At 72.8% G+C, this 23,098-nt stretch carries 18 protein-coding genes; all 18 read right to left on the bottom strand.

The window, feature by feature from the left end:
• Positions 1-15: 15 nt before the first annotated feature.
• A complete protein-coding gene (locus C7444_RS05765) occupies positions 16-4,149 on the bottom strand; it encodes a type VI secretion system protein (RefSeq protein WP_110399886.1) in 4,134 nt (1,377 codons plus the stop codon).
• Positions 4,150-4,180: 31 nt separating this feature from the next.
• A complete protein-coding gene (locus C7444_RS05760) occupies positions 4,181-4,942 on the bottom strand; it encodes a DotU family type IV/VI secretion system protein (RefSeq protein WP_211317489.1) in 762 nt (253 codons plus the stop codon).
• Between the two features lie 2 nt (positions 4,943-4,944).
• Positions 4,945-6,276, bottom strand: a complete 1,332-nt coding sequence (gene tssK, locus C7444_RS05755) for a type VI secretion system baseplate subunit TssK (protein WP_110399884.1) — start codon at positions 6,274-6,276, stop codon at positions 4,945-4,947.
• Between the two features lie 14 nt (positions 6,277-6,290).
• Positions 6,291-6,842, bottom strand: coding sequence for a hypothetical protein (locus tag C7444_RS05750; RefSeq protein ID WP_110399883.1), 552 nt, complete (start codon positions 6,840-6,842; stop codon positions 6,291-6,293).
• Positions 6,839-8,329 (bottom strand): dicarboxylate/amino acid:cation symporter, encoded by a 1,491-nt coding sequence (locus C7444_RS05745; RefSeq protein ID WP_110399882.1) that lies wholly within the window; start codon positions 8,327-8,329, stop codon positions 6,839-6,841. Before C7444_RS05745 ends, C7444_RS05750 begins: the two co-directional genes overlap by 4 nt.
• A 20-nt stretch (positions 8,330-8,349) precedes the next feature.
• On the bottom strand, positions 8,350-9,048 hold the full coding sequence (gene cuyB / locus C7444_RS05740) for a cysteate racemase (protein ID WP_110399881.1): 699 nt from the start codon (positions 9,046-9,048) through the stop codon (positions 8,350-8,352).
• A 9-nt stretch (positions 9,049-9,057) separates the two neighbouring features.
• On the bottom strand, positions 9,058-10,332 hold the full coding sequence (locus tag C7444_RS05735) for a dicarboxylate/amino acid:cation symporter (protein ID WP_110400048.1): 1,275 nt from the start codon (positions 10,330-10,332) through the stop codon (positions 9,058-9,060).
• A gap of 22 nt (positions 10,333-10,354) precedes the next feature.
• The gene (locus tag C7444_RS05730; protein ID WP_110399880.1) at positions 10,355-11,320 is read right to left on the bottom strand and encodes an ABC transporter substrate-binding protein; all 966 of its coding nucleotides are present in this window, start codon (positions 11,318-11,320) and stop codon (positions 10,355-10,357) included.
• 41 nt (positions 11,321-11,361) lie between these two features.
• Positions 11,362-11,742, bottom strand: a complete 381-nt coding sequence (locus C7444_RS05725; protein WP_110399879.1) for a hypothetical protein — start codon at positions 11,740-11,742, stop codon at positions 11,362-11,364.
• A gap of 19 nt (positions 11,743-11,761) precedes the next feature.
• Positions 11,762-12,148, bottom strand: a complete 387-nt coding sequence (locus C7444_RS05720) for a DUF4280 domain-containing protein (RefSeq protein ID WP_110399878.1) — start codon at positions 12,146-12,148, stop codon at positions 11,762-11,764.
• 3 nt (positions 12,149-12,151) lie between these two features.
• Positions 12,152-12,874, bottom strand: coding sequence for a toxin-antitoxin system YwqK family antitoxin (locus C7444_RS05715; protein ID WP_110399877.1), 723 nt, complete (start codon positions 12,872-12,874; stop codon positions 12,152-12,154).
• Positions 12,875-12,884: 10 nt separating this feature from the next.
• Positions 12,885-14,924, bottom strand: coding sequence for a type VI secretion system Vgr family protein (locus C7444_RS05710; RefSeq protein WP_110399876.1), 2,040 nt, complete (start codon positions 14,922-14,924; stop codon positions 12,885-12,887).
• Complete coding sequence (tssH, locus tag C7444_RS05705; RefSeq protein WP_110399875.1) at positions 14,924-17,653, bottom strand: type VI secretion system ATPase TssH; 2,730 nt, start codon at positions 17,651-17,653, stop codon at positions 14,924-14,926. The genes C7444_RS05710 and tssH overlap by 1 nt, the downstream gene beginning before the upstream one ends.
• 10 nt (positions 17,654-17,663) lie before the next feature.
• Positions 17,664-18,767 (bottom strand): type VI secretion system baseplate subunit TssG, encoded by a 1,104-nt coding sequence (gene tssG, locus C7444_RS05700; protein ID WP_110399874.1) that lies wholly within the window; start codon positions 18,765-18,767, stop codon positions 17,664-17,666.
• Complete coding sequence (gene tssF / locus C7444_RS05695; protein ID WP_110399873.1) at positions 18,731-20,506, bottom strand: type VI secretion system baseplate subunit TssF; 1,776 nt, start codon at positions 20,504-20,506, stop codon at positions 18,731-18,733. The genes tssG and tssF overlap by 37 nt, the downstream gene beginning before the upstream one ends.
• Complete coding sequence (gene tssE, locus C7444_RS05690; protein WP_110399872.1) at positions 20,506-20,961, bottom strand: type VI secretion system baseplate subunit TssE; 456 nt, start codon at positions 20,959-20,961, stop codon at positions 20,506-20,508. The genes tssF and tssE overlap by 1 nt, the downstream gene beginning before the upstream one ends.
• Positions 20,962-21,027: 66 nt before the next feature.
• Entirely contained in the window at positions 21,028-21,507 is a 480-nt protein-coding gene (locus C7444_RS05685) for an Hcp family type VI secretion system effector (RefSeq protein ID WP_110399871.1), read from the bottom strand.
• A 75-nt stretch (positions 21,508-21,582) separates the two neighbouring features.
• Complete coding sequence (tssC, locus tag C7444_RS05680) at positions 21,583-23,085, bottom strand: type VI secretion system contractile sheath large subunit (RefSeq protein ID WP_110399870.1); 1,503 nt, start codon at positions 23,083-23,085, stop codon at positions 21,583-21,585.
• Between the last annotated feature and the right edge of the window lie 13 nt (positions 23,086-23,098).

Below are 23,098 nucleotides of genomic sequence, written 5' to 3'. Positions count from 1 at the left end.
CGTCTCGGAGGGGCTTCAGCGCGCGCCGGGCTCGGGCGCCCGGGTCGGGAACGGGCCGGGCCAGGCCAGCGGCGCACGTTTGCCCGCCGGGCTGAGCGTCAGGCGCAGGTAGACGCGGGCGCGGGTCTCGGCTGGTGCGGCCGGGGACGTCTCGCTGCCGGCCACGCTCGTGGCGAGCAGCGGGAACTCGATGCGCAGCAGCTGCGAGCGGCCGTCGGCCTTGCCGGCGGCCTCGTTCTCCCGATGGCGCTGCAGCAGGTTCAGCAGGGCCCAGGGGTCGGCGTAGCGCAGGGTCACGCTGCGTCCGTCGACCGCCAGCGCCGGCTGGCGCTCGTCGCTGCGCGGCACGACCGGGCCGTCCTTGGCCAGGCGCAGGTGCAGGGCCACCGCCATGCCGGGCTCCCAGCGCAGCGGCCGGGGCGGCTCGCGCCAGCCCAGGCGCTGCGGGCCGACCTCGAGCACCCAGTCGATGATCTTGTTGCCCTCGACCTCTGCCTGCGGCCGGGCGCGGAACTCCACGCCCAGGTCGTAGCCCGTCGCGGCCTCGCCCGCCGGCAGCAGCGGCTGCAGGAAGGTGCGCATCCGGTCGAACTGGTCGACGAAACGCCGCGCCGCGCCGGCGCCGGGGGCACCGCCCTCGGTGCCGATCTGGCGCAGGCTGCGCTGGGCCCGCTCGAACGCGGGCAGCAGGGCGGCGATCTCGTCGAGGTCCAGCGCCGGAGCATCGGCCGTCCAGCCGCCGACGACGAAGGGCGGCCTTCCGGCCGCACCCTGGTTGAACTGGCGCGCGAACTGGCCCCAGTGCTCCTGCTGGTCCTTGCCCTGCAGCTCGGCGCAGCGCTGCTGCAGGCTGCTGGCGAGCTGCTGCTGGCGCATCGCGAAGAAGTCGCCGCCGCGGGCCGAACCCGTGGCCGGCGCGGGGCGGGTGCCCAGCCGCTCGCCGCAGTTGTTCACGTCGACGTCGCCGCCCATCGTCAGCAGGAAGTTCTCCAGCGCGAGCAGGCTGCTGTTGGGGTTCTTGAGGCGGTAGCGCTCCAGGTCGCGCGCGATGTTCTCCCAGCGCTCGGCCAGCAGGCTCTGGCCGCTGCGCCCGCCCAGCTGAGCGATCACCATCTCGGCCTCGCGCCCCAGCGTCTCGATGCGGGCGCGCTGCTGGCCGAGGTAGGCCGCCAGCGCGGCGCCGTCCCCCAGCCCGAAGCCGGCCAGCGCCGGGCCGCGTTCACCGCGCCACTGGCTGAAGTTGCCCCGCTGCGGCGCGTAGAGCTCCGAGCGGTCCAGCGCCTCGTCGAGCTGGCGCAGCCGGGCCGACGCGTCGCGCAGCTGCAGGTTGCGCAGCGCCTCGAGCACCGGCTGCGCACCGAGTTCGACCAGCAGCCCCTGGATGCGGGCGAGCCGGCTGCGTTCGGCATCGGCCGTGCCGGCGTCCGGCGGCGCCAGTCGGGCCCCCGGCACCAGCGCCGAGCTGAGGTGGTCGCTGATCAGCCGGGCGAACTGGCCGTCGACCAGCTGGGCCACCGCGCCCTGCATGTCGGGCGGAAAGCGCCCCAGCAGCTCGGCCTGGAAACGCTTGCGCTGCTCGCCCACCGCGAGCGCCTGGTCCAGTCGTGCCAGGTCCCAGCTGATCATCGGCTCGACGCTGCCGGGCAGCGGTCGCTCGCTGGTGCCGTTCATGTAGGGCTGGTTGAACAGGGCGGTCAGCGCGCCGTGCAGCGCCGTCAGGCCCGGTGCCATGTCCCAGCGCTGGGTCTTGTCGTTCCACACCGCGCCGGTCTCGCCTTCGGCGCCGGTCTGTTCGGCCAGCGCGACGGAAAAGCGCTGGAAGGCGGCCTCGCTGTCGGCCTGCAGCGCGCGGGCGGTGTCCGGGCCCAGCAGCCGGTTGGCGGCGATGCGGCCCAGCGTCCGGTCCCAGGCGGCGCCCGGCTGGAAGCTGGTCTGGTGCATCCAGGTGCCGTTGCCACGCGCCAGCAGCGCCTGCTGGCTGCGGATCGTGTCGTGCAGCGCGTGCCAGGAGGCCAGCGTCTGCGCCGCGGTCTCGTCGCCTTCCCCGCCGGCGGCGGCCTCGAGCTGCTCGACCACCGCACGCTGGGCTTCCAGCAGATCGTTGCCTTCGAAGGCATCGGCCAGCAGCGCCGTGGCGACCCGGCGCAGGCTGCATTGCAGGGCCTGCTGCATCGCCGTCGTGGCCACGCCCGAGCCTTGCGCGGCCCGCGAGCGGAACAGCGCCGCGGCATGGTCGGGCCGGCCCGGCAGCTCCGCGCCCAGCGTGACCCGCACCAGCAGGCTGAGGTCGGCACCGTCGGCCGGACGGGCCGGATCGAGCAGGCGCTGCAGCGCGGCCGTGGCCTGGTCGAGCTGCTCGGCCGCGGCGGTGTAGGCCAGCAGGCGCTGGAAGCTGCCCAGGTCCTCGAAGCCCAGCGTCATGTGGGGGGCGGCGCCGGCGGCCGGGCCCGGCAGGCCGGCCGGGTCGCTGCAGGGCGCGCCGCTGACCAGCGCCCCGGTGCTCGGGTCCTGCGCCACGCCGGTCAGCCGGGCGGTGCGCTCGTACAGCGCGTTGCGCAGCGTGCTGACGGCGATGTCGCCGAACGCCTGCTCGAGCCGGTCGCGCACCCGGTGCGGCAGCGAGTCGATCACCGGCCAGGAGCCGGGCATGAACAGCGACCAGAGGCGCTGGCGGTCCATCTGCTCCATCAGCTGCAGCAGGCCCAGCGCCCGCTGGCGATGCCACTCCGCGGGCATCGTCTCGCCACGCAGGCCGGCGCGCAGCTGGGTGTCGGTGTCGCTCTGCAGTCGGCCCAGCACCTGCGTCAGCACGGTGCTCTGGCGGTGCAGGATCAGCGACCCCACGCCCAGGCCCACGCACCAGGCCCCGACCAGGCCGATGGCGGCCCAGCGCAGGCCCCGCCCGAGCAGCGGGCGCTGCAGCTGCTGCGTGCCCGACGGCCGGGTCAGGCCGTATTCGCGGAACACCTTCTGCTCGAACAGGTCGCGCAGGAAGACCGGCTGGCGGGCCTCGGCGGGCAGTACCGGGGTGCCGAGGTCGACCTCGGCCGGCATGAGGCCGTCGGCCAGCGCGACCGGCCGGGTGGCGGGGAAGCCGTCGAACGTGTCGGCCGCGCCCGGTGCCGGGTGGCCGGCGCTGCGGGCCAGGCGTTCGGCCACCTCGCTGGCATCGCCGGTGAAGTACAGGCCGCGCAGGATGAAGGGCTCGTGGTAGGAGCTCGGCCGCATCAGCTCGTCGACGAAGAGCTGCAGCTGCGGGCGCAGCGCGTCGATGCGGGCCGGCAGCAGGAAACAGGCGGTGGCGTCGGTGTCCGGCGCGCCCAGGGCCAGCAGTTCGGCCGTCGAGTCGGCCAGCGTGCGGCGGGTCTGCCGCAGCGCTTCCTCGACCCAGTCGGCGCGGTAGGTCAGCGTCAGGTCGTGCGGCGAGGACCAGCCCAGCATGGACTTGCGCAGCAGGTCGGGCAGCGCGCGGGCGTAGGCCGAGAAGCCCGGCAGGTGTTCGCAGCCCGACACGACGACGTAGAGCGCGAAGCGCATCGCGAAGCGGTTCTGCGCCAGCCAGACACGCCGGTTGGCGCGCTGGGCCAGCCGGGCGAGCTCGAGCCGGGCGTCGGCGTGGTGATCCAGCAGCAGCGCGGCCGGCACGGTGACGACCATCGCGTCGAAGGGCCGTGCCGGGCGGTATTCGCGGCACAGCCCGAGGAACTGGTCCCAGGGCTGCTCGCCGGTCTGCTCCCCTTCGTCGGCACCGCCGAGGTAGGCGCCCTGCACGTCGATGACCACCCCCTGGTCGAAGAAGTGCCAGGTCAGGCCCTGGGCGGCGGCGGCGCCGGCGGCATCGGTGCCCAGCGCGCTGGCGATGCCCGATTGCGCCAGCGGCAGCACGCTGCTGCCGTCGCCTTCGTCGAGCACCAGCACCCAGGGCAGCTGGTAACGCTTGGCGCGGCTGGCCATGCTCGACTCGATCAGCTCGACCGCCTGGCGGAACGAGGCCCGCAGCGTGTCCGAGCGCAGGCGCACCGGCGCGCGCGGGCCGGCGGCGGCCGGCTCGGACCGGGCCGCGGCGCGGATCACGAGGGCGAGCACGCCCAGCACCAGCAGGATCAGTGCGCCGAGACTGGCGAGGACAAGGTGGTCCTTCAGGAACATGACGGCTCCGTGGGCAGGCGGTTCGGGGACATCAGCGTGACACCTCGGTGGCGACGGGGCGCGGGCCGTCCAGCGCCTGGCGCAGCGGCCAGGTCGGCCACAGCCACAGCAGCTCCGACAGCACCAGCAGGCCGGCCAGCACGATCGCGCCGATCAGCGCCCAGCGGCTGACCCCGCGGCGGTGCAGCGGCGCCAGGTGCGACAGCGTGCTGGCGTAGGGCTGCTCGGACAGCACGCGGTCGCGCGCGCCGGACTCGGGCGTGCGCTGGTAGACGAACTGGAACAGCTCGGTGCGCAGGCCGGCCAGCCGCCCGATCTCGGGCTGGCCGCGCAGGCGGCCCTGGAAACCCAGCGCCAGGGCGAACAGGTAGAGCCGCGCCAGCGTGCGCTGCGACGGCTCCCGGTCGGCCAGCAGGCGTTCGATGTCGGCCAGCACCCGGTCCCCGGCCACGCTGGTGCGGAACATCTCGGCCTCCAGCAGGCGCTGCGGCCACACGCGGCGTCCGGCCCACGGCCGGCTCAGCAGGATCTCGTCGGCCAGCGCGGCCTTCAGGTAGCGCACCGGCGCGGCCAGCGCGGCCGTGCCGCCGCCGCCGCCGCGGCGTTCGTTGACCGTCTGCAGCTCGATCAGGTTGTGCAGGTCACGCAGCACCTGGCGGGCCGCCGGCTCGCCCGCCTCGGCCTCGCCGGTGTCGGGGAACTGCACGAGCACCTGCTCGAGCGCCTCGTGGAACTGGCGCAGGCCGGCGTCCAGCGGATCGTCGGCTTCGGTCGGGTTGACGGCGTCGGACATGCTCATCCCTTCACGAACAGCATCGCCTCATGCGGGCGCTGGGCGGCATGGGACTCGTTGGCGTTCGCGATCAGCAGCGGCTCGCCGGGCTGCACCAGCGGGGCGCTCGCCTCGATGGCGAACAGCGTGTAGCCGTTGCTGGCCTGCAGGCCGAGCTCGGGCGCGGCCTCGATGCGCGAACGGGCGGCGCCCAGCACCCGGCGCTCGCGCAGCGAGGTCCAGGCCGAGGCCGAGCCGATCACCGCACCGTCCATCCAGGCGGTCAGCTCGCGCTCGCTCTGGCCACGCAGGCCGACCACCAGCCGGGCGCCGATCCATTCGGGCTGCAGGGCCAGCACGAAGAGGCCCTCGCGGAAGTCGAAGGGCTGCAGGCGGTGCTCCTGGCTGACGGCCTGCAGCGCGTCCTCGAGGGCGGCGAACACCGCCTCGAAGGCCGCCCGCGGGCGGGCATGCTCGTAGGCCGGCGGCAGCAGCGGCATCGCGCCGGCCCGCAGCGTGGCCAGCGGGCCGAGGGCCGCGCACAGCGCCAGGTAGAGCGTCAGCGGCGCGGGTGCCTGGGCCTGCAGCAGCGCCTCCAGCGGCGCCAGCGGCGCGAGCAGCGCGCCCAGCCGTTCCCGCTGCTCGAGCAGCGCGAGGCGGTCTTCCAGCCGCGACGAGGGCAGCTGGGTCTGGCGCGCCAGGTAGGCGGCCTTGCCCCGCAGCTGGCCGCACAGCGCCCAGGCCCGGCGCCACAGCGGGTGCTCACGGTCGAGCGCCTGCAGCGCCGGCAGCTCGTCGCCCAGGCGGATCAGCTCGTTGTCCTTGACCACGGTGCACAGCCGCATCGACTGCCACAGCGAGGGGGGCAGCCCGCCCGCGGCCAGGCCCAGCTGCGGGCGCAGGCGCGGCAGATCGGCCGGCTCGCCGTCGGACACCTCGTCCTCGACCGGCAGCTCGGCGATCGCCCGGAAGCGCGAGGGCACGCTCGGGTTGCGCATCGAGCGGGCCCACGGCAGCGTCAGGTGGATGTCGAGCGCCCCCGCCTCGAGCGCGTCGCGCTGCGGGCCGAGGTCGATCTCCAGGCTGCCGTGGGCGGCCTCGCGGGCGTCGTGCCAGACGGCGCTGCCATCGGGCATCACCGCCTCGAGCCGCAGCACCCGCAGCACGCCGGTGGCCAGCAGGCCGGTGTCGATCTCGAGGTGGCGCAGGCCCCAGGCCAGCGGCGCGGCGGCCAGCAGATGCCAGCTCGCCAGGCCGTCGATCCGGGCCTGCAGCTGCTGGAAGTGTTGCGGACCCAGCAGCATGCCTTCATGCCACTGGATGCGTTCGGGAGGAGTCGGGGTGCGGGAGTTCATCGCGGCAGTCGGTTTCAGAGCGCGTGGGCGCTCAGCGTGAAGGTGCGTGCGCCCAGGCGCACCAGGGTGCCGTCGGGCAGCTTGGGCAGGCGGGCACGATGCTCGCCCGGGGTCATGTAATCGGCGAACAGCAGCACGCCGGCCACGCGCGGCGAGCCGAGCTCCTTCTCCGGCAGGCGCAGCACCTGCCGGGGCACGAGCTCGACGCTGCGCACGGTCAGCCCGTCCGGGTCGGTGCTCAGCTGTTCGGTGCGGGTGGCGAACCAGCGGGCGGCGCTCAGGCCGCCGAGCCGCTCGAGCGTGGCCATGTCGCGCACGAAGACGATGTCCAGCGCGACCGGACTGTTCTGGTTGGCATCGGCATCGGCCACCACCAGCAGCCCCTTCCAGTCGAGGTAGGCCGGACCGGGCGGGGCGCTGAAGGCGTTGGCGGTCGAGGAGGCCAGCACGCTGGCGACCCCGCCGACCGTGCCGCAGCCGGCCAGCGCCAGGGCGGCCAGGCCGCAGGCCAGGCGCAGCAGCCGGCCCGCGGCGGGCGCACGCGAGAAGAAGGGCAGGTGGCTCATCGAGGGAGCTCCGTGTTCTGGGCCGCGGCCGGCGAGCCGCCGCGTGCCTGGCGCAGGCCGACGCCCACGCCGATCAGCATCGACAGCGCACCGGCCAGCAGCACGCAGGCCAGCGCCGCGGCGGCGGCCGGACGGCCGATCACCAGCCGCACCGGTCCGGCCGCGGTCGGCAGGGGGGATTCACGCGATTCGGACGGCAGCCCGCCGCTGACCACCGCGGTGACGGCGGCGATGCACAGCAGCGAGGTCAGGTTGCGGGCGCCGTCGCACAGCCGGTCGACCACCAGCAGCACCGGCAGCACCGCCTCGGGGGGCAGGCGCAGCCAGGCCAGCACCACCGCCGCGGCCGACAGCGTGCCGTACGGCCCGGTGCCGGTCACCGTCAGCGCCGCCGCCGCGGCCATCGACCCCAGCAGCAGCAGCTCGAGCGGGCCGAGGCTGCGGCCGTAGAGCTGGGCCACGAAGACCACGACCACGGCGATGTGGATCGCGCCCCCCGCGCGCAGGAACACCGCGCCGGTGGGCACCAGCAGCTCCACCACGCCGCGGGCGAAACCCAGCTTGGCGCTCAGCGCATCGATGGTCAGCGGGATGGCCGAGACCGGGCTGGGCGAGACCAGGCTGATCAGCAGCGGCACCTTCAGCGCCGCGAGCGCCTGCCCGGTCGAGCAGCGCGCCTGGCGGCAGACGAGCGCCAGCGCGAGGCCGCCGACGAACAGCGAGGCCAGCAGCAGCGCGCCGAACAGCCCGCCCAGCAGGATCAGCGTGCCGGTGTCGGTGCGGGCCGCGAGGTGGGCGGCCATGCCGAAGACCAGCAGCGGCAGCAGGTGGTTGGCCTGCTGGATCAGCCGCTCGAGGGCGCGGTAGATCGTCTCCAGCTGCACCGAGAAGGCCTGGGTGCGGCCGCGATCGAGCATCGCGAAGGCGAGGCCGAAGGCCAGCGCGCAGAACATGACCGCGGGCAGCTCACCACGGGCCAGCGTCGCGTAGACGTTGTCGGGCAGGCGGACCGTGGAGCGCTGCGCGGCGGTCGGATCCTCGGGCGGGTCGTCCTGCACGCCCGCGTGACGATCCTCATGCCGCGCGGGCCGCAGCGTCACGCCAGTCTGTTCCGCCTGGCCACCCACCTGCTGCACCAGCTGGCCCAGCCGCTCCAGCTCGTGCGGCGCCAGGTGGCGGCCCAGGCCCGCCGCCTGGCCTGCCAGCGCACCGACCAGGCCGCACAACCACAGCGTCAGCGCGGCGGTGGCCAGCACCAGGCCGGCGCGGCGGCCGCGCTGCGGCAGCGCCATCAGCTTGCGCAGCCCGAAGGCGGTGGCCACGCCCAGCAGCGGCAGCGCGGCCATGTCCAGCAGGTTGACGGCCAGGCGACCGATCGCCCCCGCGGCCACGCTCCAGGCCGGGCTGAGCATGCCCAGCAGCGCCCCGGCCACGGCACAGGCCATGAGCAGCAGGGGGTGCGAGGTCTGGCGCAGGAAGGCGGGCATGGTGGCAGGGGCGCGGCCGCTCAGCAGTGGTTCCAGCCCGCGTGCAGCGCGTAGTCGACGGTGCTGCGGGCGAGCTCGAGCGTGCTGTCGATCAGCAGCAGGCCGTGGGTGTCGGCGTGGCTGGCCGCCAGCGGCAGCTCGGTGCAGGCCATGATGACCACCTCGACGCCGCGGCCGTGGGCATGGGCCAGCATCTGCTGCAACCGCCGGCCGGCCTGTTCGGGCTGGCCGGCCTTGACCAGGCGGATGGTCTCGTCGACCAGCGGCTGTTCCCGCTCGCCGTCGGGGATCTCCCAGTCGATGCCGCGCGCGGCCAGCTCGCGCTGGTAGAAGCCCGAGGCCAGCGCGCCGCGGGTGGCCAGCACGCAGGTGCGCCCGCCGTCGGGCACCTTGCGCACGCAGGCCTGCGCGATGTGCAGGATGGGCGCCTGGCTCGAGGCGCTGAGCTGCGCGTACCAGTGGTGCGAGGAGTTGCACGGGATCACGACCACGCCGACGTCGGAGTGGTTCAGCAGATCGATGCCCCGCTGCAGGCTGGGCAGCGGATCGGGGCCGCGGCCGAGGATGGCGGCGCTGCGGTCCGGCACCTGCGGCAGGTTGGCCACGACCATCGGCAGGTGGTCCTGGTCCCTCCGGGCCGGAGTCAACGCGACCAGCTTGGCCATGAAGTCCACCGTCGCGGCGGGCCCCATGCCTCCAAGAACTCCGATGCAGGGCATGGTGATCTCCTAGATCTTCAAGGGACGGGGACAGATCAGCGACACCGCGGCGGTGTTGCCGATGACGATGACGAGGGTGCGCAGCATGTCGCACAGCGGATCGACCGCGACGAACAGGATGAAGGCCGCCTCGAAGGGCAGGCCCAGGTAGCCGCAGGCCATGCCGGTCAGCGAGATCGTCACCAGCCCGCTCATGCCGGCCGAGGCGAAGCCGGCCAGCACCGAGGCGGCCATCACCAGCACGACCTCGCCGACCCCGAGCGAGCGGCCGTAGAGCTGGGCGATGAACAGCGTGGCGCAGACGTAGTAGAGCATCGGCCCGATGCGCAGCAGCGACACGCTCAGCGGCACCAGCAGCTCGACGCGCGAGCGGGCGAAGCCCAGCCGGTCGGCCAGCGACTCGATCATCACCGGCATGCAGGTGGCGCTGCTGCGTGTGGCCAGCGCCAGGGCGAAGGGGCCGCGCAGCGCCTGCAGCGTGGTCGGGAAGTCGTCGGCACTGCGCCGCCACAGCACCAGCAGCGCGACCCCCAGCGCGATCAGCGACGCGACGACGAAGGCCAGCACGAACTGCGTCATCGCCACCAGCGGCTCCACGCCGGTCTTGGCCAGCTGCGCCGCGCTCATGCACAGCAGCACCAGCGGCAGCGGGAAGTTCAGCCAGCGCGTCAGCGTCTGGCAGCTCTGGTAGATGGTGTCGAGCGAGCGGGTCAGCCCTTCGGACACCCGCGCAGGCACCTGGCCGACCGCGAAGCCGAACAGCATCGCGAAGACCAGCGACTTGAGCGTGTCGCCGCTGGCCAGCGCCGCGAAGATGTTGGCCGGCACCAGGTTGACCAGCACGTCGACCACGCCGATGCCCTTGTGCACCGGGTCGACGCCGTTGAGCTCCATCGCCGTGTCGTTGGAGCCGACGTCACCGCCGACGATGTGACCGAAGGTGGCCAGCGTCTCCTGCGACAGGTCCGCGCCGGGGCGCATCGTCAGCAGCGTCAGCGCCCCCACGACGGTGGCCACGGCCGCGAAGGCGATGAACACCACCGCGACCCGGCCGAGGATGCGGGCCGTGCCGCCTTCCTGGAACAGGCGCTGCAGGCTGAAGATCACCGCCGACACCATGAAGGGCAGCACGATCATCTTCATCAGGTCGACGTAGATGTCGCCGACGAAGCCGAGTTTCAGGGCCACCTCGGGCGCCTGGGCGCCCAGCAGGAATCCGGCGGCGAGGCTGCCCAGCACGACCCAGGGGTTCAGCACCAGGGCTTGCAGGGTCTTGGCATCGATGCGCATCTTCAGGCTCCGGGGTTCAATGATCGAGAGCCTTCAGGACCCGCTCGATGTCGAGCTTGTCGCTGCGCTGCGCGAGGTACTGGTTGACGAAGGCCAGCAGCACCGGGTCGGACACGCCCACGGCGATCGCCAGCGAGTCCTCCAGGTCCTTCAGCGTGACCGTGCGCAGCGTCAGCGCCGCGGTCGGGTTGCCCTTGAGCATGCGCTTGATCTCCAGCTCGTCGCGGTAGGCGCCGACCACCTCGCCCCGGTGCACCGCGTCGATCACCTCCGGCCAGCCGGGGTAGGTGCGGATCGTGGCGAGCGGGAAGTTGCGGGTCGCGTAGTCGGCGAACGAGGACTTGGCGATCACGCCGATGCTGCCGCGGAAGTTGCGCACCACCGCCTGCACCGGCCGGTCGAGCGCGAGCTTGGCAAACGCCACCCGGTTGAGCACCAGCGCATGGTTGAGCCGCAGGTAAGGGTCGGAGAAACGGATCAGCTGCGCCCGTGCCAGCGTGCGCGACAGCTTGCTGATGCCCAGGTCGGCCTCCTTGCGCGCGATCACGTCGACCACCTCGTTGAAGCTGCGCGCCTCGCGGTTGAAGCGCACCTTGACCTTCAGCTCATGGGCGATCGCGCGCGCCATGTCGACATCGAGTCCGACCAGCTGCTCGTCGACCCTCTGGAAGAAGGGCGGCGTGTCCACGCCCAGCATCGCCACCACCAGCTCGCCGCGCGCGACGATGCGGGCGATGTCGGGCGCCAGCAGCCGGCCGTCCGCGCTGCGCACCAGGTCCGGCGGCGTGCTCGCCGAGGCCGGTGCGACCGGGGCGGTGGTCGGTGCCAGCGGGGCCGACGCCGGTGCGGCAGCGGCCGCGCGCGTGGCCAGCAGTGGCAGGGCCGTGCACAGCGCGCTGCCGGCGAGCCGGACCAGCAGGCGGCGGCGGTGCAGCGGCGTGGCGACAGGCGTCACGGGCCGGGAGTCGTGGGGGGAGTTCATGCGGGCGTCGTGAGGAGAAGGGCGGGCGAGCGGCGCATGGATCAGCGCTCGGTGAAGGAGGCCGTGACCGGCTCGACCGCACCCGGTGCCGGACGGGCCGACTGCCAGGCCTCGACGGCGCGGCGCGATGCAGTGTCGGCGGCCCGGTCGGCGGTCTTGCCGGCGGCGTCGCCGACGAAGGAGAGGTCCGCCAGGGCGGTGCGCTGGTCCGGGGCGGCCGCCCCGGGCGGGGCCGGCACGGCGAGCGGCTCCGGCACGACCGGCGCGAACGTGGCCAGGCCCGGTGCGGCCGGCGGGCCGCCGGGCTCGGCCATCAGCCGGCCGATCTGCACGCCCAGCAGGAAGAGCAGGGTCAGCAGCAGCAGCAGGCTGATGGTGCCCACGGCCAGCAGCCGGCGGGTCAGGGTGTAGCGGTATTGCATCGTGGGCTCCGTCGTGGCTTCAGGGCACCATCACGGTGAACTGGCCGGGCACGTTGATCGAGATGACGCCGCCCCACATGCACATCAGCTTGGAGCTGTTGTTCAGTGCCGGCATGTTGCCCAGCAGCACGGTGGGTGCGCCCGGCACCCAGGGGGCGGTGGTCATCGGCAGGCAGGGCATGGGCACCAGCGCGCCCATCGCGGCGGCCGACGCGGCCGCCACCATCGGGTTGGCCATGGACTGGCACATGCCGAAGGGCAGCACGTTGACCAGCGGCTTGTTGTCCATGATGTTGGCCGCCGGGGCGCCGGTCATCACCAGGCTCACCGGCAGCACCATCAGCGAACCCGGCGCGACCCCGAAGGTGCATTGCGTCATCGCGCCGGTGCAGACCTGTTGTCCCATGGTTCAGCCCCGGATGAGTTTCTCGAGACGGGCCAGCACGCCCGGCGTGGCCTCGTCGGCGGCGAGCGGGCGACCCTTCTGGTCGAAGCGGGCGGGCGGGGCCACGGGCTTGCCCATGCGGTAGACCACCTCGTCCATCAGGCCGCCGTCGGGCCAGTAGCGCCGGGTCGGGCCGTGCAGCACGTTGGCCACGTGGTGGGCGATCTGGATCACCGTGCCCTCCGCGTCGAGGTCGGTCGACTCGCCGTCGAGCAGGCCGTTGCGGTAGTTCGCCTTGCGCACCACCCGGCCCTGCTGCAGGAAGACGGCCTGGCCTTCGAGGCGGCCCTCGACGTAGCGCAGCCGCGCCGACGGCTGGCCGGCGTCGTCGAACATCACGCTCTCGCCGTGCAGCTGGCCGGCGACGTAGCGCTGCTCGGCGATGCAGCGCTGCATCGCGTAGATGCGGGTCAGCCCGTGCTGCAGGCCCTGCCGGTACTGGGCCTTCTGCACGATCTCGCCCTGCTCGCCATGCAGGCACAGCAGGCCGTCGAGGCGGCCCTGCACATAACAGGCCTCCATCTGCAGCCGGCCTTCGGGGCCGTAGCGCTGCATGCGGCCGTGCGGCAGGCCGTCGACGAGCTCGGTGCTCGACAGCAGCCGGCCGCCGTCGTCGTGCTCCTCGAGCACGACGGGCCGTGCGTCGGTCGGGCCGGCGTCGATCGTGGGGTGGGTGGCAGCGTGCATCGAGCCGGCCTCAGTTGATCTTCACCAGCCCGCCCTTGAGGGTGAGCATGCCGCCGCCGTCGACGGTCTGCATCGCCGAGGCCTTGTTGTTGATCATGGCGCCCTTGTTGTCCAGCGTCGTGCCGGCCTGGTTGACCAGGCCGAGGCTGGCCTTGTTGGTCAGCGACGTGCCGGCCTGGTTGGTCAGCGACGTGCCGGCCTTGTTGGTGAGCGCGGTGCCGGCTTCGTTGCTCAGGGCGGTGGCCGCCTCGTTGCTCAGCGAGCTGCCGGCCTTGTGGGTGAGCGTCGTGCCCGACTGCACCGTGATGCTCTTGGCCGACTTGATGAGGATGGTGCCGCCGATGTCGAGCACCAGGTCACCATCGACGGTGAGCGTGTAGTCGCCCGAGACGGTGTGCTTGAAACCGGCCTCGTTGGCACGGGTCTCGTCACCGGTGACGGTCAGCTCGCGCGTGCCCTTGACGCTGTGGACCTCCTTGCCGGTCCTGACCTCGATGGTGCGGTCGCCCTTCTCCAGCGTGCGGGTCTCGCTGCCTTCGGTCAGGGTCACGCTCAGGTCGTTCTCGATCTCGACCTTCATGTCCTTCTGGGCATGCAGGTAGAACTCCTCGCTGTCCTTCTTGTCCTCCAGGCGGATCTCGTTGCCGGCCGTGCCCTGCTTGGACGAGCGGGTCCGCAGCACCGTCTGGGTCTGGTGGGCTGGCAGCGTGACCGGCGTGGCGTGCGTGCCGTTGTAGACGCAGCCGGTCACCAGCGGGCGGTCCGGATCGCCGTCGACATGGGTGATCACCACCTCCTGGCCGATGCGAGGCAGGTTCAGCGTGCCGAAGCCCGCGCCGGCCGAGGCCTGCATCACGCGCACCCAGCAGGAGCTGTTCTCGTCGTTGCGGCCCAGCCGGTCCCAGTGGAACTGGACCTTGATGCGGCCATGCTGGTCGCACCAGATCTCCTCGCCGGACGGGCCGACCACGGTGGCCGTCTGGCTGCCCAGCACCCGCGGGCGCGGCGTGTCCAGCGGTGCGCGGAAGGGCAGGCTCGCGGCAAAGGCCTCGAAGTGGTTGCGGTAGCCTCCGTCACGCACGGTGTGGCGCACGCGGCGCAGCACATGGGTGGTGTTGAGCGTGCTGCGGAAATGCCCGGACAGCGTGAAGCGCGTGCCGGCCGCGAAGGGGTAGACATGGCCGTCGCCGCGCAGCACCTGGCTGTCGACCTGGCTGGCCTGCACCCGCAGCTTCGCCAGCGCGGTGCCGGCGCTGACCGTCAGGTGCCCGGCCGGCCATTCGAAGACCTCTCCCTTGCCCAGCGTGCCGCTGGCTTCGGTCTTCAGCGCCGTGCCGGGCTGCAGCGGGTCGAAGTCGCTCAGCGTGTGCTTCTGCAGCACCAGCCGGTGCTCGAGCTCGAAGCTGGTGATGGTGTCGGTGGGCTGGCGCGGCCCGGTCGCGGGCAGGAAGCGCACGGCGGCGCCATCGGGGCAGTCGACGTGCGCGCCGGCCGCGTCCGCCAGCACCATCTGGTGGTCGCCGTCGGAGCTGCTGAAGAAGTAGAAGATGCCCACGGCCTCCATCAGGCGAGAGATGAAGTCGAACGCGGTCTCGTCGTGCTGCACGCAGTACTCGATGGCGCCGTAGCTGCCGCTGAGCCGGTCGTCGAAGCCGACCCCGAAGCGGCCCAGCACCGCCTTGACGATCTCGGCGGCGCTCTGGTTCTGCCAGATCGCCCGGTCGCGGCTGAGCGTCAGCAGCCACAGCCGGGGCGCGACCTCGGCGCGGTAGTGCGAGAACTCGCGGTCGCCACCGGTGTGGACAAAACGCACCACGATGCCGTTGAAGTGGCGCTTCGGGCCCTCGCCGACCTGCAGCGTGACGGTGACCGGCTGGCCGATGATGCGGCTGGCGTCCAGCGCGGTGTCGGCCGAGCGCATGTCCAGCGTCAGGCTGGACAGCTCCGACAGGCCTTCGCTGGCCTCCATCGCGTCGAGCAGCAGCACGTCGGCCCCGAAGGGCGTGCTGACCTGCATGAACGCGCCGTCCTGCCTGAAGTCGGTGCGCATCAGGCGGCCCCGGCCGGTGCGGCGTCGAAGCCGAAGGTGAAGCGGCCGCCGGCGTCGAGCGCCATGTGGATGGCCGAGAACGGCTCGGCCATCGACAGGTGCTCGAGCACCAGGGTCGACACTTCGGGCAGCACCGACTGCGTCAGGATGTCGTCGACGTTGCGCGCGCCGCTGTCCACCTCGGTGCAGCGTGCGGTGATGTGGGCTAGCACCGCCTCGTCCCAGCTGAAGCGGGCGTGGTGGTGGCTGGCGAAGCGCTGGGCCAGGCGCTCCAGCTTGAGTTCGACGATGCGGCGGATCTGCACATCACCCAGAGGGTAGTAGGGCACCAGCACCAGGCGGCCGAGAAAAGCGGGGCTGAAACGGCGTTGCAACTCGGGTCGAAGCCGCTCGACCAGTGCCGCCGGCGCCGGCCGGCGTCCCGGGCCGCAGGCGTCGGTGATGAGGTCCTGGGCGGCGTTGGAGGTCAGCAGGATGACCGTGTTGCGGAAGTCGACCTGCACCCCTTCGCCGTCGTCCATCACGCCCTTGTCGAAGACCTGGAAGAACAGCTCCAGCACGTCGGGGTGGGCCTTCTCCATCTCGTCGAGCAGCACCACCGAATAGGGCCGGCGACGCACCGCCTCGGTCAGCACCCCGCCGCGGCCGTAGCCGACGTAGCCCGGGGGCGCCCCCTTCAGGCTGGAGACCGAATGGGCCTCCTGGAACTCCGACATGTTGACCGTGACCAGGTGGCGCTCGCCGCCGTAGAGCAGGTCGGCCAGCGCGCAGGCGGTCTCGGTCTTGCCCACGCCGCTGGGGCCCACCAGCATGAACACGCCCACCGGCTTGCCGGGGTCGTCGAGGTGGGCGCGGAAGGTGCGCACGCGCCGCGCGATCGTGTCCAGCGCATCGTCCTGGCCGACCACCCGCTCGGCCATGCGCTCCTTCAGGTTCAGGATGCCGTGCAGCTCGTCGGCCAGCATGCGGCCCACCGGGATGCCGGTCCAGCCCGAGATCACGCCGGCCACCGTGCCGGCGTCGACGCAGACCGGCACCAGCGGATCCTCCTCCTGCAAGGCCTCGAGCCCCTTGTTCAGGCGCTGCAGCTGCACGGCCGGGTCGACCGCGCCGTCATCGCCCTCGGGGTCCTCGCCGACCACCGGGGGCTCGTCCAGCGCGCGGGTGATGGCGCGGCGCAGCGCGATGATCTCGGCCACCGTGCGGCGCTCCTCGTCGAGCCGCGCCTGCAGCGTGTCGCGGCGGCGGCCCAGCGCCTGCACCTCGGCCTGCAGCGCGGTGATCTGGTCCTGGCGTGGCGTGCCGGTGGCCTGCTCGCGGCGCAGCACGGCGATGCGTGCGCCCAGCGTGTCGATCGTGCGGGTCAGCGTCTCCAGCGCCTCGGGCGTGCCGCTCTGGCCCACCGCCACGCGCGCGCAGGCGGTGTCGAGCACGCTGATGGCCTTGTCGGGCAGCTGCCGGCCGGTGATGTAGCGGTGCGACAGCCGCACCGCCTCGCGCACCGCCTCGTCGAGGATCTCGACGCCGTGGTGGGCCTGCAGCGTCTGCACCATGCCCCTCAGCATCTCGATGGCCAGCTCGGGCTCGGGCTCCTCGACCTTGACGACCTGGAAGCGCCGCGCCAGCGCGGGGTCCCGCTCGACGTAGCGCTTGTACTCGGCCCAGGTGGTCGCGGCGATGGTGCGCAGCTCGCCGCGCGCCAGCGCCGGCTTGAGCAGGTTGGCCGCGTCGCCCTGGCCCTCGGCCCCCCCGGCGCCGATGAGCTGGTGGGCCTCGTCGATGAACAGGATCACCGGCGTGGCCGAGGCCCTGACCTCGGCGATGACCGACTTGAGCCGGTTCTCGAACTCGCCCTTCACGCCCGCGCCCGCCTGCAGCAGTGCCAGGTCGAGCGTGCGCACCGACACCTGGGCCAGTGCCGGGGGCACGTCGCCCGCGACCACGCGCTGCGCAAAGCCCTCGACCACCGCGGTCTTGCCGACCCCGGCCTCGCCGGTGAGGATGGGGTTGTTCTGGCGCCGGCGCAGCAGGATGTCGATGATCTGGCGGATCTCGGCGTCACGCCCGCGCACCGGGTCGATGCGGCCTTCGCGGGCCTGCGCGGTCAGGTCGACGGTGTACTGGTCCAGCGACGGGCTGGTCGAGCGGCCCGGCTCGCCGAGGCCGGGCATGCGGGCGCCGGGCTCCTCCGCCGCGGCCGCATCGGTCGTGCCGGCACCACCGGGTGCCGGTGCCCGGGTCGCCCCGCCGGCGTCCTCGGCCGAGCGGGCCAGCAGCGGCGCGAGCTGCTCGCGCAGCGCGGCACGCGGGATGTCGAGCAGGCCGGGGGCGGCGTCGACCAGCAGGCCGCGCAGGCTGTCGACCTCCAGCAGCGCGAGCAGCAGCGTGCCCGAGCGCACCTGCTGCTCGCCCAGCAGCATCGAGCTGAGCAGCCAGGCCTCCTGGAACCAGGGCGCGAAATGCGGCGACAGCGCCGGCGTGCGGCCGTTGCCTCGCTTGAACTGGTCGAGGCTGCGCTGCAGCTGCGCCTGCAGCGCCTCGGGCCGGATCTGGAAGGCCTGCAGCACCCGGGCGACATCGGGCGCCGGCGGCTCGAGCAGGCAGCTCAGCAGGTGTTCGAGGTCGACATGGAAATGGGTCTGCCGCACGCACAGCTCGGCGGCCTGGGTCATCGCGTGGCGGCACTCGGGGTTGAGGCGGCCCAGCAGGGTGCGGATGTCGATGTCCATGCTGCGTCCTTCAGAGGCCAGCCCGGGCGCGGTCCGCACCCAGGCGCAGGCGCACCGGTGCGGGGGGGGCCGGGCACGGCGTGGCCGATGGGGCGGCCGACGGGTTGGCCGAGGCCGGCGCCGGGGCGCTGCGCGCCAGCCAGCTGGTCCAGCCCAGCCGGGCCTGGCCCAGCCTTGCGGGGGGCGCGGCGGCGTCCGCCTCGGCGTGCAGCAGGACCTGCACCTGCAGGTCCTGCTGGGCATGGCGGCCGACCAGCCACTGCACCAGCCCCAGGTCGGCGCCACCGGGCAGCAGCGCCGTCCAGCGCGCGCCGGGCACCGGGCCGATCTCCAGCGAGATGCCGGCCCCGGCATCCCAGGCCCGCCGGCCCAGCACGGTGCGGCCCAGCGTGCTGCCGCGTCCGAGCCGAGGGGTCTCGTCGGCCTCCAGCGCCTGCCAGCCGCCGACGAACTGCCGCCCGCGCACGCGCAGGCCCAGCCGGTCCTGCAGCAGCGCCTCGAGCTGGGCCATCGAACGCGGCGCGGGTCCCAGCAGGGCGGCGTGGCGCAGCCAGGCCCGCTCGCCGCCCGGGCCCCGCGCGCCTTCGGCCAGGCCGAGGGCGCTGAGGGCGTCGAGCGTGCGCGCCACCGGACCTTCGGTCGGTGCGTTCCACTGCAGGCCGAGGTGGTTCTTCTTGCGGCTGCGGTAGAGCAGGCTCAGCCAGCGGTGATGCCAGATGTCGAGGAAGTCCAGCGGCGCGCGGTCCCGCGAGGCCCGGCGCTGCGTCAGCAGCTCGGTGTCGGACAGCGGCAGCGGGCCGTCGGCGCCGGCCAGCGACAGCAGCGGCGTGCCCAGCCGCCAGCCCGCGGGCACGCCGCTGCCGGTCGGGCCCGCCTCGGCCGGATCCCCGGGCCACACGGCCTCGACCGAGGTGACGTCGCCGGGCGCGAAGCCGAGGGCCACCTGCGCGCTCAGCCGCACGGTCTCGCCCCGTCCGCTGCCATGGCCCAGCGCGGCCCCCCGCGGCTGCGCGCGCTCGAGCAGGCTGATCGCCTGGAACAGCTCGCAGGCCTGCGGCCGGCTCGGCAGCGGGGAGGTCAGAGCAGGGTCTGATGGCCGCTGATCGGTGCCCATTGTTTCCAGGTCTCGTCGCGGCGCCGCACGGTCAGGCGCACGAAGGAATTGAGGGTGGTGTAGAGCGCGAAGAAGCGCGCCAGCACCGCGGCCAGCAGCAGCGGCGAGCCGCCGACGTAAGCGTCCTCGTCGAATTCGAGCTGCACGTCGGTGCCGCGGCAGTGGCCCCGCCAGGCGTCCTGGCCGATGCGCGCGGTGCAGGGGCGGGCGTGCAGCGAGCGCAGGCCGCGGATCTGCGCCAGGTCCCTGGCGCTGTCGTCGGCGAACAGGCGCAGCATGCTGCGCAGCGCCTCGGCACCCTGGGCCGGGCCCGCGCCGGTCGTGCCGACCAGCGAGCCGTGGTTGAGCCGCAGCAGTGCGACCAGACGCCACATCGCCTCGCCCGCCAGCGGGGCGTCGCGCTGCGGCGTCGGCGGGTAGAGGCACTGCACCTGCAGCGCGCTCGACAGCCCTTCGGCCCGCAGCCGGGTGCCCGCGGCGATCTGTTCGGCCAGCCGGCGATTGGTGCACAGCAGCCGCGCCCAGGCCACCGGCGCGTCCGGGCGCGCCGGGGCCAGGCCCGGGTCGACCAGCGACAGCCAGACGTCGCTGCCCGGCAGGTCGGCCCGCACGCTGGCCTCCCGGCGGGCGGCCCAGAAGACACCCGCCGCATGGACCGGATCCTGCGGATCGAGCGCGGCATAAGGGGGAACCTGCTGCGGCCGCTCGGCCGCGGGGTCGCTGACCTGCACGGACAGCACCGAATGCACCTCGGTGATGCCCTCGCGGTGCCGGTCGGCGACCAGCCGGTATTCATGCCGCTGCCCGTCGAGCCGCACGGGTTCGCTGGTGCGTGGAAACAGGTTGACGATGGGCACGCAGCCGGTGCGCAGCACCCGGGCATCGAGGCGGGCGAGCCGCTCGGTCGCGCCCTGGATCGTCAGGCACAGCTCACATTCGCGGCCGCGGCCCAGCCGTCCGCGCAGCCCGCCGATCTCGAAGAACTGGAACTTGCGCGGGAAGGCGAAATACTCCTGCAGCAGCGCGTAGGCCGGCGGGGCATGCGGCGGGCGCGGCAGCACGTCCTCGTCGTCGGCAAAACCGACCTCGCGCCAGTGGCGGGCGTCGAGCACGTGGCGCTGGCCGTCGCCGGTCTGCACCGCCAGGGCGCTGACGCCGCTGACCAGCAGCTCGTACAGCGGCATGGTGCTGCCGGCGTCGCCATGCAGGTGCAGGCGCAGGCGGTCGAGCTCCAGTTCGCCCAGGTCGGTGCCCTCGTCGCAGCGCAGCCGGATGCGCAGCAGCCGGCCTTCGCTGACACGGACCTCGACCACCTGCAGCGGCCACAGCACGGTCTCCCAGGCGGTGCGCAGGTGGCAGGTCTGGCCGTCGCCGGCCCGCGTCGACAGCAGCGTGTGGCGCGGCACCTTCAGGCCGGCGGTGACCTTGCCCTGGGTCGGGTCGAGCCGGATCTCGGCCACCGACATCGACGGCACCGGCTGGCCCAGCGACGGGCAGAGGTTGTCGAGCAGCGACGCGGCCAGCTGCGGCAGGTCGCGGTCGAGGTCGCGGTGCACCCGCGCGGCCAGGAAGGCGGTGGCCTCGATCAGGCGTTCGGTGTGCGGATCGCTCGACTCGCCCCCGACCAGGCCGAGCCGGCCGGCCACCTTGGGGTACTTGCGGGCGAACTCGGCACCCTGGTCGTGCAGATAGGCCAGCTCGCGCTGGTAGCAGTCCAGGAGGTCGTCGCCCAGACGCATCAGCTCACCTCTTCAGCGGGAAGGACATGCGGATCGGCGGCGATCTCGAACTGCACCGGTCGCAGCGTCAGGCCCAGCGAGATGGCCGCCTCGATGCGGATGCGGGCCCGGGCGGTGCCCGCCGCGGGCTCGATCCGGATGCGGGGGTGCTGCAGGCGCGGCTCGTAGCGGGCGATGGCGCGCTGCACGGCCCGTCGCAGGCGCTCGAGGTCTTCGCCCGAGCGGGTGCTCAGGGCGCTGAAGTCGGGCAGGCCGTAGTCGAGCACGGTGAGCTCGCGGCGCTCGAAGGCCTCGAAGTCCAGCCGCGAGCGGCTGTTGAGCAGGCGGGCCAGCTCCCGGCCGATCGACGCCTGCAGGCCCCGTTCGTCGAGCGCGGCGCTGTCCACCGGCGCATCGGCGTCGGCACACAGGCGCTCGAACAGCGGCGCGATGGCGTGGGGCAGCAAGGTGGCCATGGAGCGCGGTCGGAGTGGGGAATCGGGTCAGGACACCGGCAGGGGATCGCCGGTGTCCCCGCGGCCTCAGGCGGCCTTGTTGGTTTCCAGGTCCCAGCCGAAGTTGGCCGTGCCCTTCTTGGTGGAATCCGACTTCTGCTGCGTGAAGTCCATCGTGATCTTCGTGAAGTTCAGCGAGAAGCTGTCGCCCGGAATGCCGCCACCGCCCGAGGTGCTGATGTTCGACACCATGGCGTTGGTCAGCACGTACTCGATGACCGACATGAACACGCCGTTCTCGTTGCGGCCGATGTGGATCTTGGCGTCGCCGAGCTTGCGGCCTTCCACGCACGCGGCGTAGAGCACCGGCGTGGACATGTCGGCCATCTTCGAGAAGCTCATCTCCTGGAAGATCGGTCGACCGGCGGTGCGCTCGGTGTTCGAGGTGTCCATCTGCAGCGGCAGGCTGACGCCGTGGCTGAACGACTGGATGATGATCTGCCCTTGGTACTTGTCGATCTGGCAGTTGCCCTTGACGTCCTTGATTTCCAGAATGATCACGTCCATGTGAGGATCTCCGTCTGCGCTGTGGGGGAGCGGGCCGCCGTCCGGCGGCCCGCGGGTGTTGCCGTGGATTCAGTCTCAGGCGGCCGGGGCCGGCAGCGAGGCCACCAGGCGGATCGAGGCGCTCAGCTCTTCCATCTGGAAGTGCGGCTTCAGGAAGACCGTGGCCTGGTAGGCGCCGGGGCGGCCCGCCACCTCGGTCACGTCGACCCGGGCCTCGCCCAGCGGGAAGCGGGCCTTGGTGGCCAGCGACGCGTTCTCGTTGATCAGCACGTAGTCGGCGATCCAGTTGTTCAGGTAGGCCTCGACCTCCCCGCGCGTCTGGAAGCTGCCGACCTTGTCGCGCATGATCACCTTCAGGTAGTGGGCGAAGCGCGAGGCGGCCAGCACGTAGGGCAGGCGAGCGGACAGCGAGGCGTTGGCGTTGGCGCTGTCCTTGCTGTAGACCTTGGGCTTGTTGGCCGTCTGGCTGCCGAAGAAGGCGGCGTGGTCCGAGCCCTTGGAGTTGACGATGCCGATGAAGCCCAGGTCGTTGAGCTCCTTCTCGCGCCGGTCGGTGATGCTCACCTCGGTCGGGCACTTGAGCACCACGTCGCCTTCGGCCGTCTTGAAGGTGTGGGCCGTCAGGCCCTCGACCTTGCCGCCGCCCTCGACGCCACGGATCGCCGTCGTCCAGCCGTAGGTGGCGTAGGCCGAGGTGATGCGCAGGCCGAGCTGGTAGGCCGAGTTCGCCCACAGGTACTTCGAGTGGTCGGTGCCGTCGACGTCTTCCTCGAAGCCGAACGAGCTGACCGGATCGGTCTGCGCGCCGTAGGGCAGGCGGGCCGCGTAGCGCGGCAGCACCAGCGCGACGTAGCGCGAATCCTCGCTCTCGCGGAAGCTGCGCCAGGTGGCGAGCTCGGCGCTCTCGAAGATCTTGGCCAGGTCACGCGGGACCCCCAGCTCGGTGAACGACGCCATGTCGAACATCGACGGGGCGGCCGCGGCGATGAAGGGCGCGTGGGCGGCGGCGGCCACCTTGGACAGGCGCTCGAGCAGGGCCAGGTCCTGCGGCTGGCGGCCGAAGTCGTAGTCACCGATCAGCAGCGAGTAGGGGCTGCCACCGAAGGTGCCGTACTCGGACTCGTAGACCTGCTTGAACAGCGCGCTCATGTCGTGGTCGACGGCGGACTCGAGGTCCTTGAGCAGCTCCTTCTTCGAGACGTTCAGCAGCCGCAGCTTCAGCGTCGAGCTGGTCTCGGTGCCGTGGACCATGTCGTGCAGGCCGCGCCACGAGCCTTCCAGCGCCTGGAAGGCCGGGTCGTGCATGATGGCGTTGAGCTGGTCCGACAGGATGCGGTCGATCTCGGCCACCCGTTCGTTGATGGCCGTGACCACGCCCTTGTCGGGGCTGGTCTTCATGCCCTCGTCGAGGATCTGCGTGGCCAGCTGGCCCAGCAGCTTCTTCGCGTAGCTGCCCTGGGACGGGTCGATGGCCATCTTGCCTTCCTGGACGATGCGGTCCAGCAGGCTGGCCCCGGCGCTCGGCGCCGGGCGGGTGGCGACGGCAGCGCCGCCTTCAGCTTCAAGTTCGGTCGACATGGGAGTTCACCCT

The sequence above is a fragment of the Sphaerotilus hippei genome, assembly GCF_003201595.1.
GTDB lineage: Bacteria > Pseudomonadota > Gammaproteobacteria > Burkholderiales > Burkholderiaceae_C > Sphaerotilus > Sphaerotilus hippei.
This window is presented reverse-complemented; position numbering and strand designations above follow the sequence as displayed.

Coding starts and splice junctions, on each gene's coding strand:
- C7444_RS05765 (WP_110399886.1), bottom strand. CDS start 4,149: ATGTTCCTGAAGGACCACCTTGTCCTCGCCAGTCTCGGCGCACTGATC.
- C7444_RS05760 (WP_211317489.1), bottom strand. CDS start 4,942: ATGTCCGACGCCGTCAACCCGACCGAAGCCGACGATCCGCTGGACGCC.
- tssK (WP_110399884.1), bottom strand. CDS start 6,276: ATGAACTCCCGCACCCCGACTCCTCCCGAACGCATCCAGTGGCATGAA.
- C7444_RS05750 (WP_110399883.1), bottom strand. CDS start 6,842: ATGAGCCACCTGCCCTTCTTCTCGCGTGCGCCCGCCGCGGGCCGGCTG.
- C7444_RS05745 (WP_110399882.1), bottom strand. CDS start 8,329: ATGCCCGCCTTCCTGCGCCAGACCTCGCACCCCCTGCTGCTCATGGCC.
- cuyB (WP_110399881.1), bottom strand. CDS start 9,048: ATGCCCTGCATCGGAGTTCTTGGAGGCATGGGGCCCGCCGCGACGGTG.
- C7444_RS05730 (WP_110399880.1), bottom strand. CDS start 11,320: ATGAACTCCCCCCACGACTCCCGGCCCGTGACGCCTGTCGCCACGCCG.
- C7444_RS05725 (WP_110399879.1), bottom strand. CDS start 11,742: ATGCAATACCGCTACACCCTGACCCGCCGGCTGCTGGCCGTGGGCACC.
- C7444_RS05720 (WP_110399878.1), bottom strand. CDS start 12,148: ATGGGACAACAGGTCTGCACCGGCGCGATGACGCAATGCACCTTCGGG.
- C7444_RS05715 (WP_110399877.1), bottom strand. CDS start 12,874: ATGCACGCTGCCACCCACCCCACGATCGACGCCGGCCCGACCGACGCA.
- C7444_RS05710 (WP_110399876.1), bottom strand. CDS start 14,924: ATGCGCACCGACTTCAGGCAGGACGGCGCGTTCATGCAGGTCAGCACG.
- tssH (WP_110399875.1), bottom strand. CDS start 17,653: ATGGACATCGACATCCGCACCCTGCTGGGCCGCCTCAACCCCGAGTGC.
- tssG (WP_110399874.1), bottom strand. CDS start 18,767: ATGGGCACCGATCAGCGGCCATCAGACCCTGCTCTGACCTCCCCGCTG.
- tssF (WP_110399873.1), bottom strand. CDS start 20,506: ATGCGTCTGGGCGACGACCTCCTGGACTGCTACCAGCGCGAGCTGGCC.
- tssE (WP_110399872.1), bottom strand. CDS start 20,961: ATGGCCACCTTGCTGCCCCACGCCATCGCGCCGCTGTTCGAGCGCCTG.
- C7444_RS05685 (WP_110399871.1), bottom strand. CDS start 21,507: ATGGACGTGATCATTCTGGAAATCAAGGACGTCAAGGGCAACTGCCAG.
- tssC (WP_110399870.1), bottom strand. CDS start 23,085: ATGTCGACCGAACTTGAAGCTGAAGGCGGCGCTGCCGTCGCCACCCGC.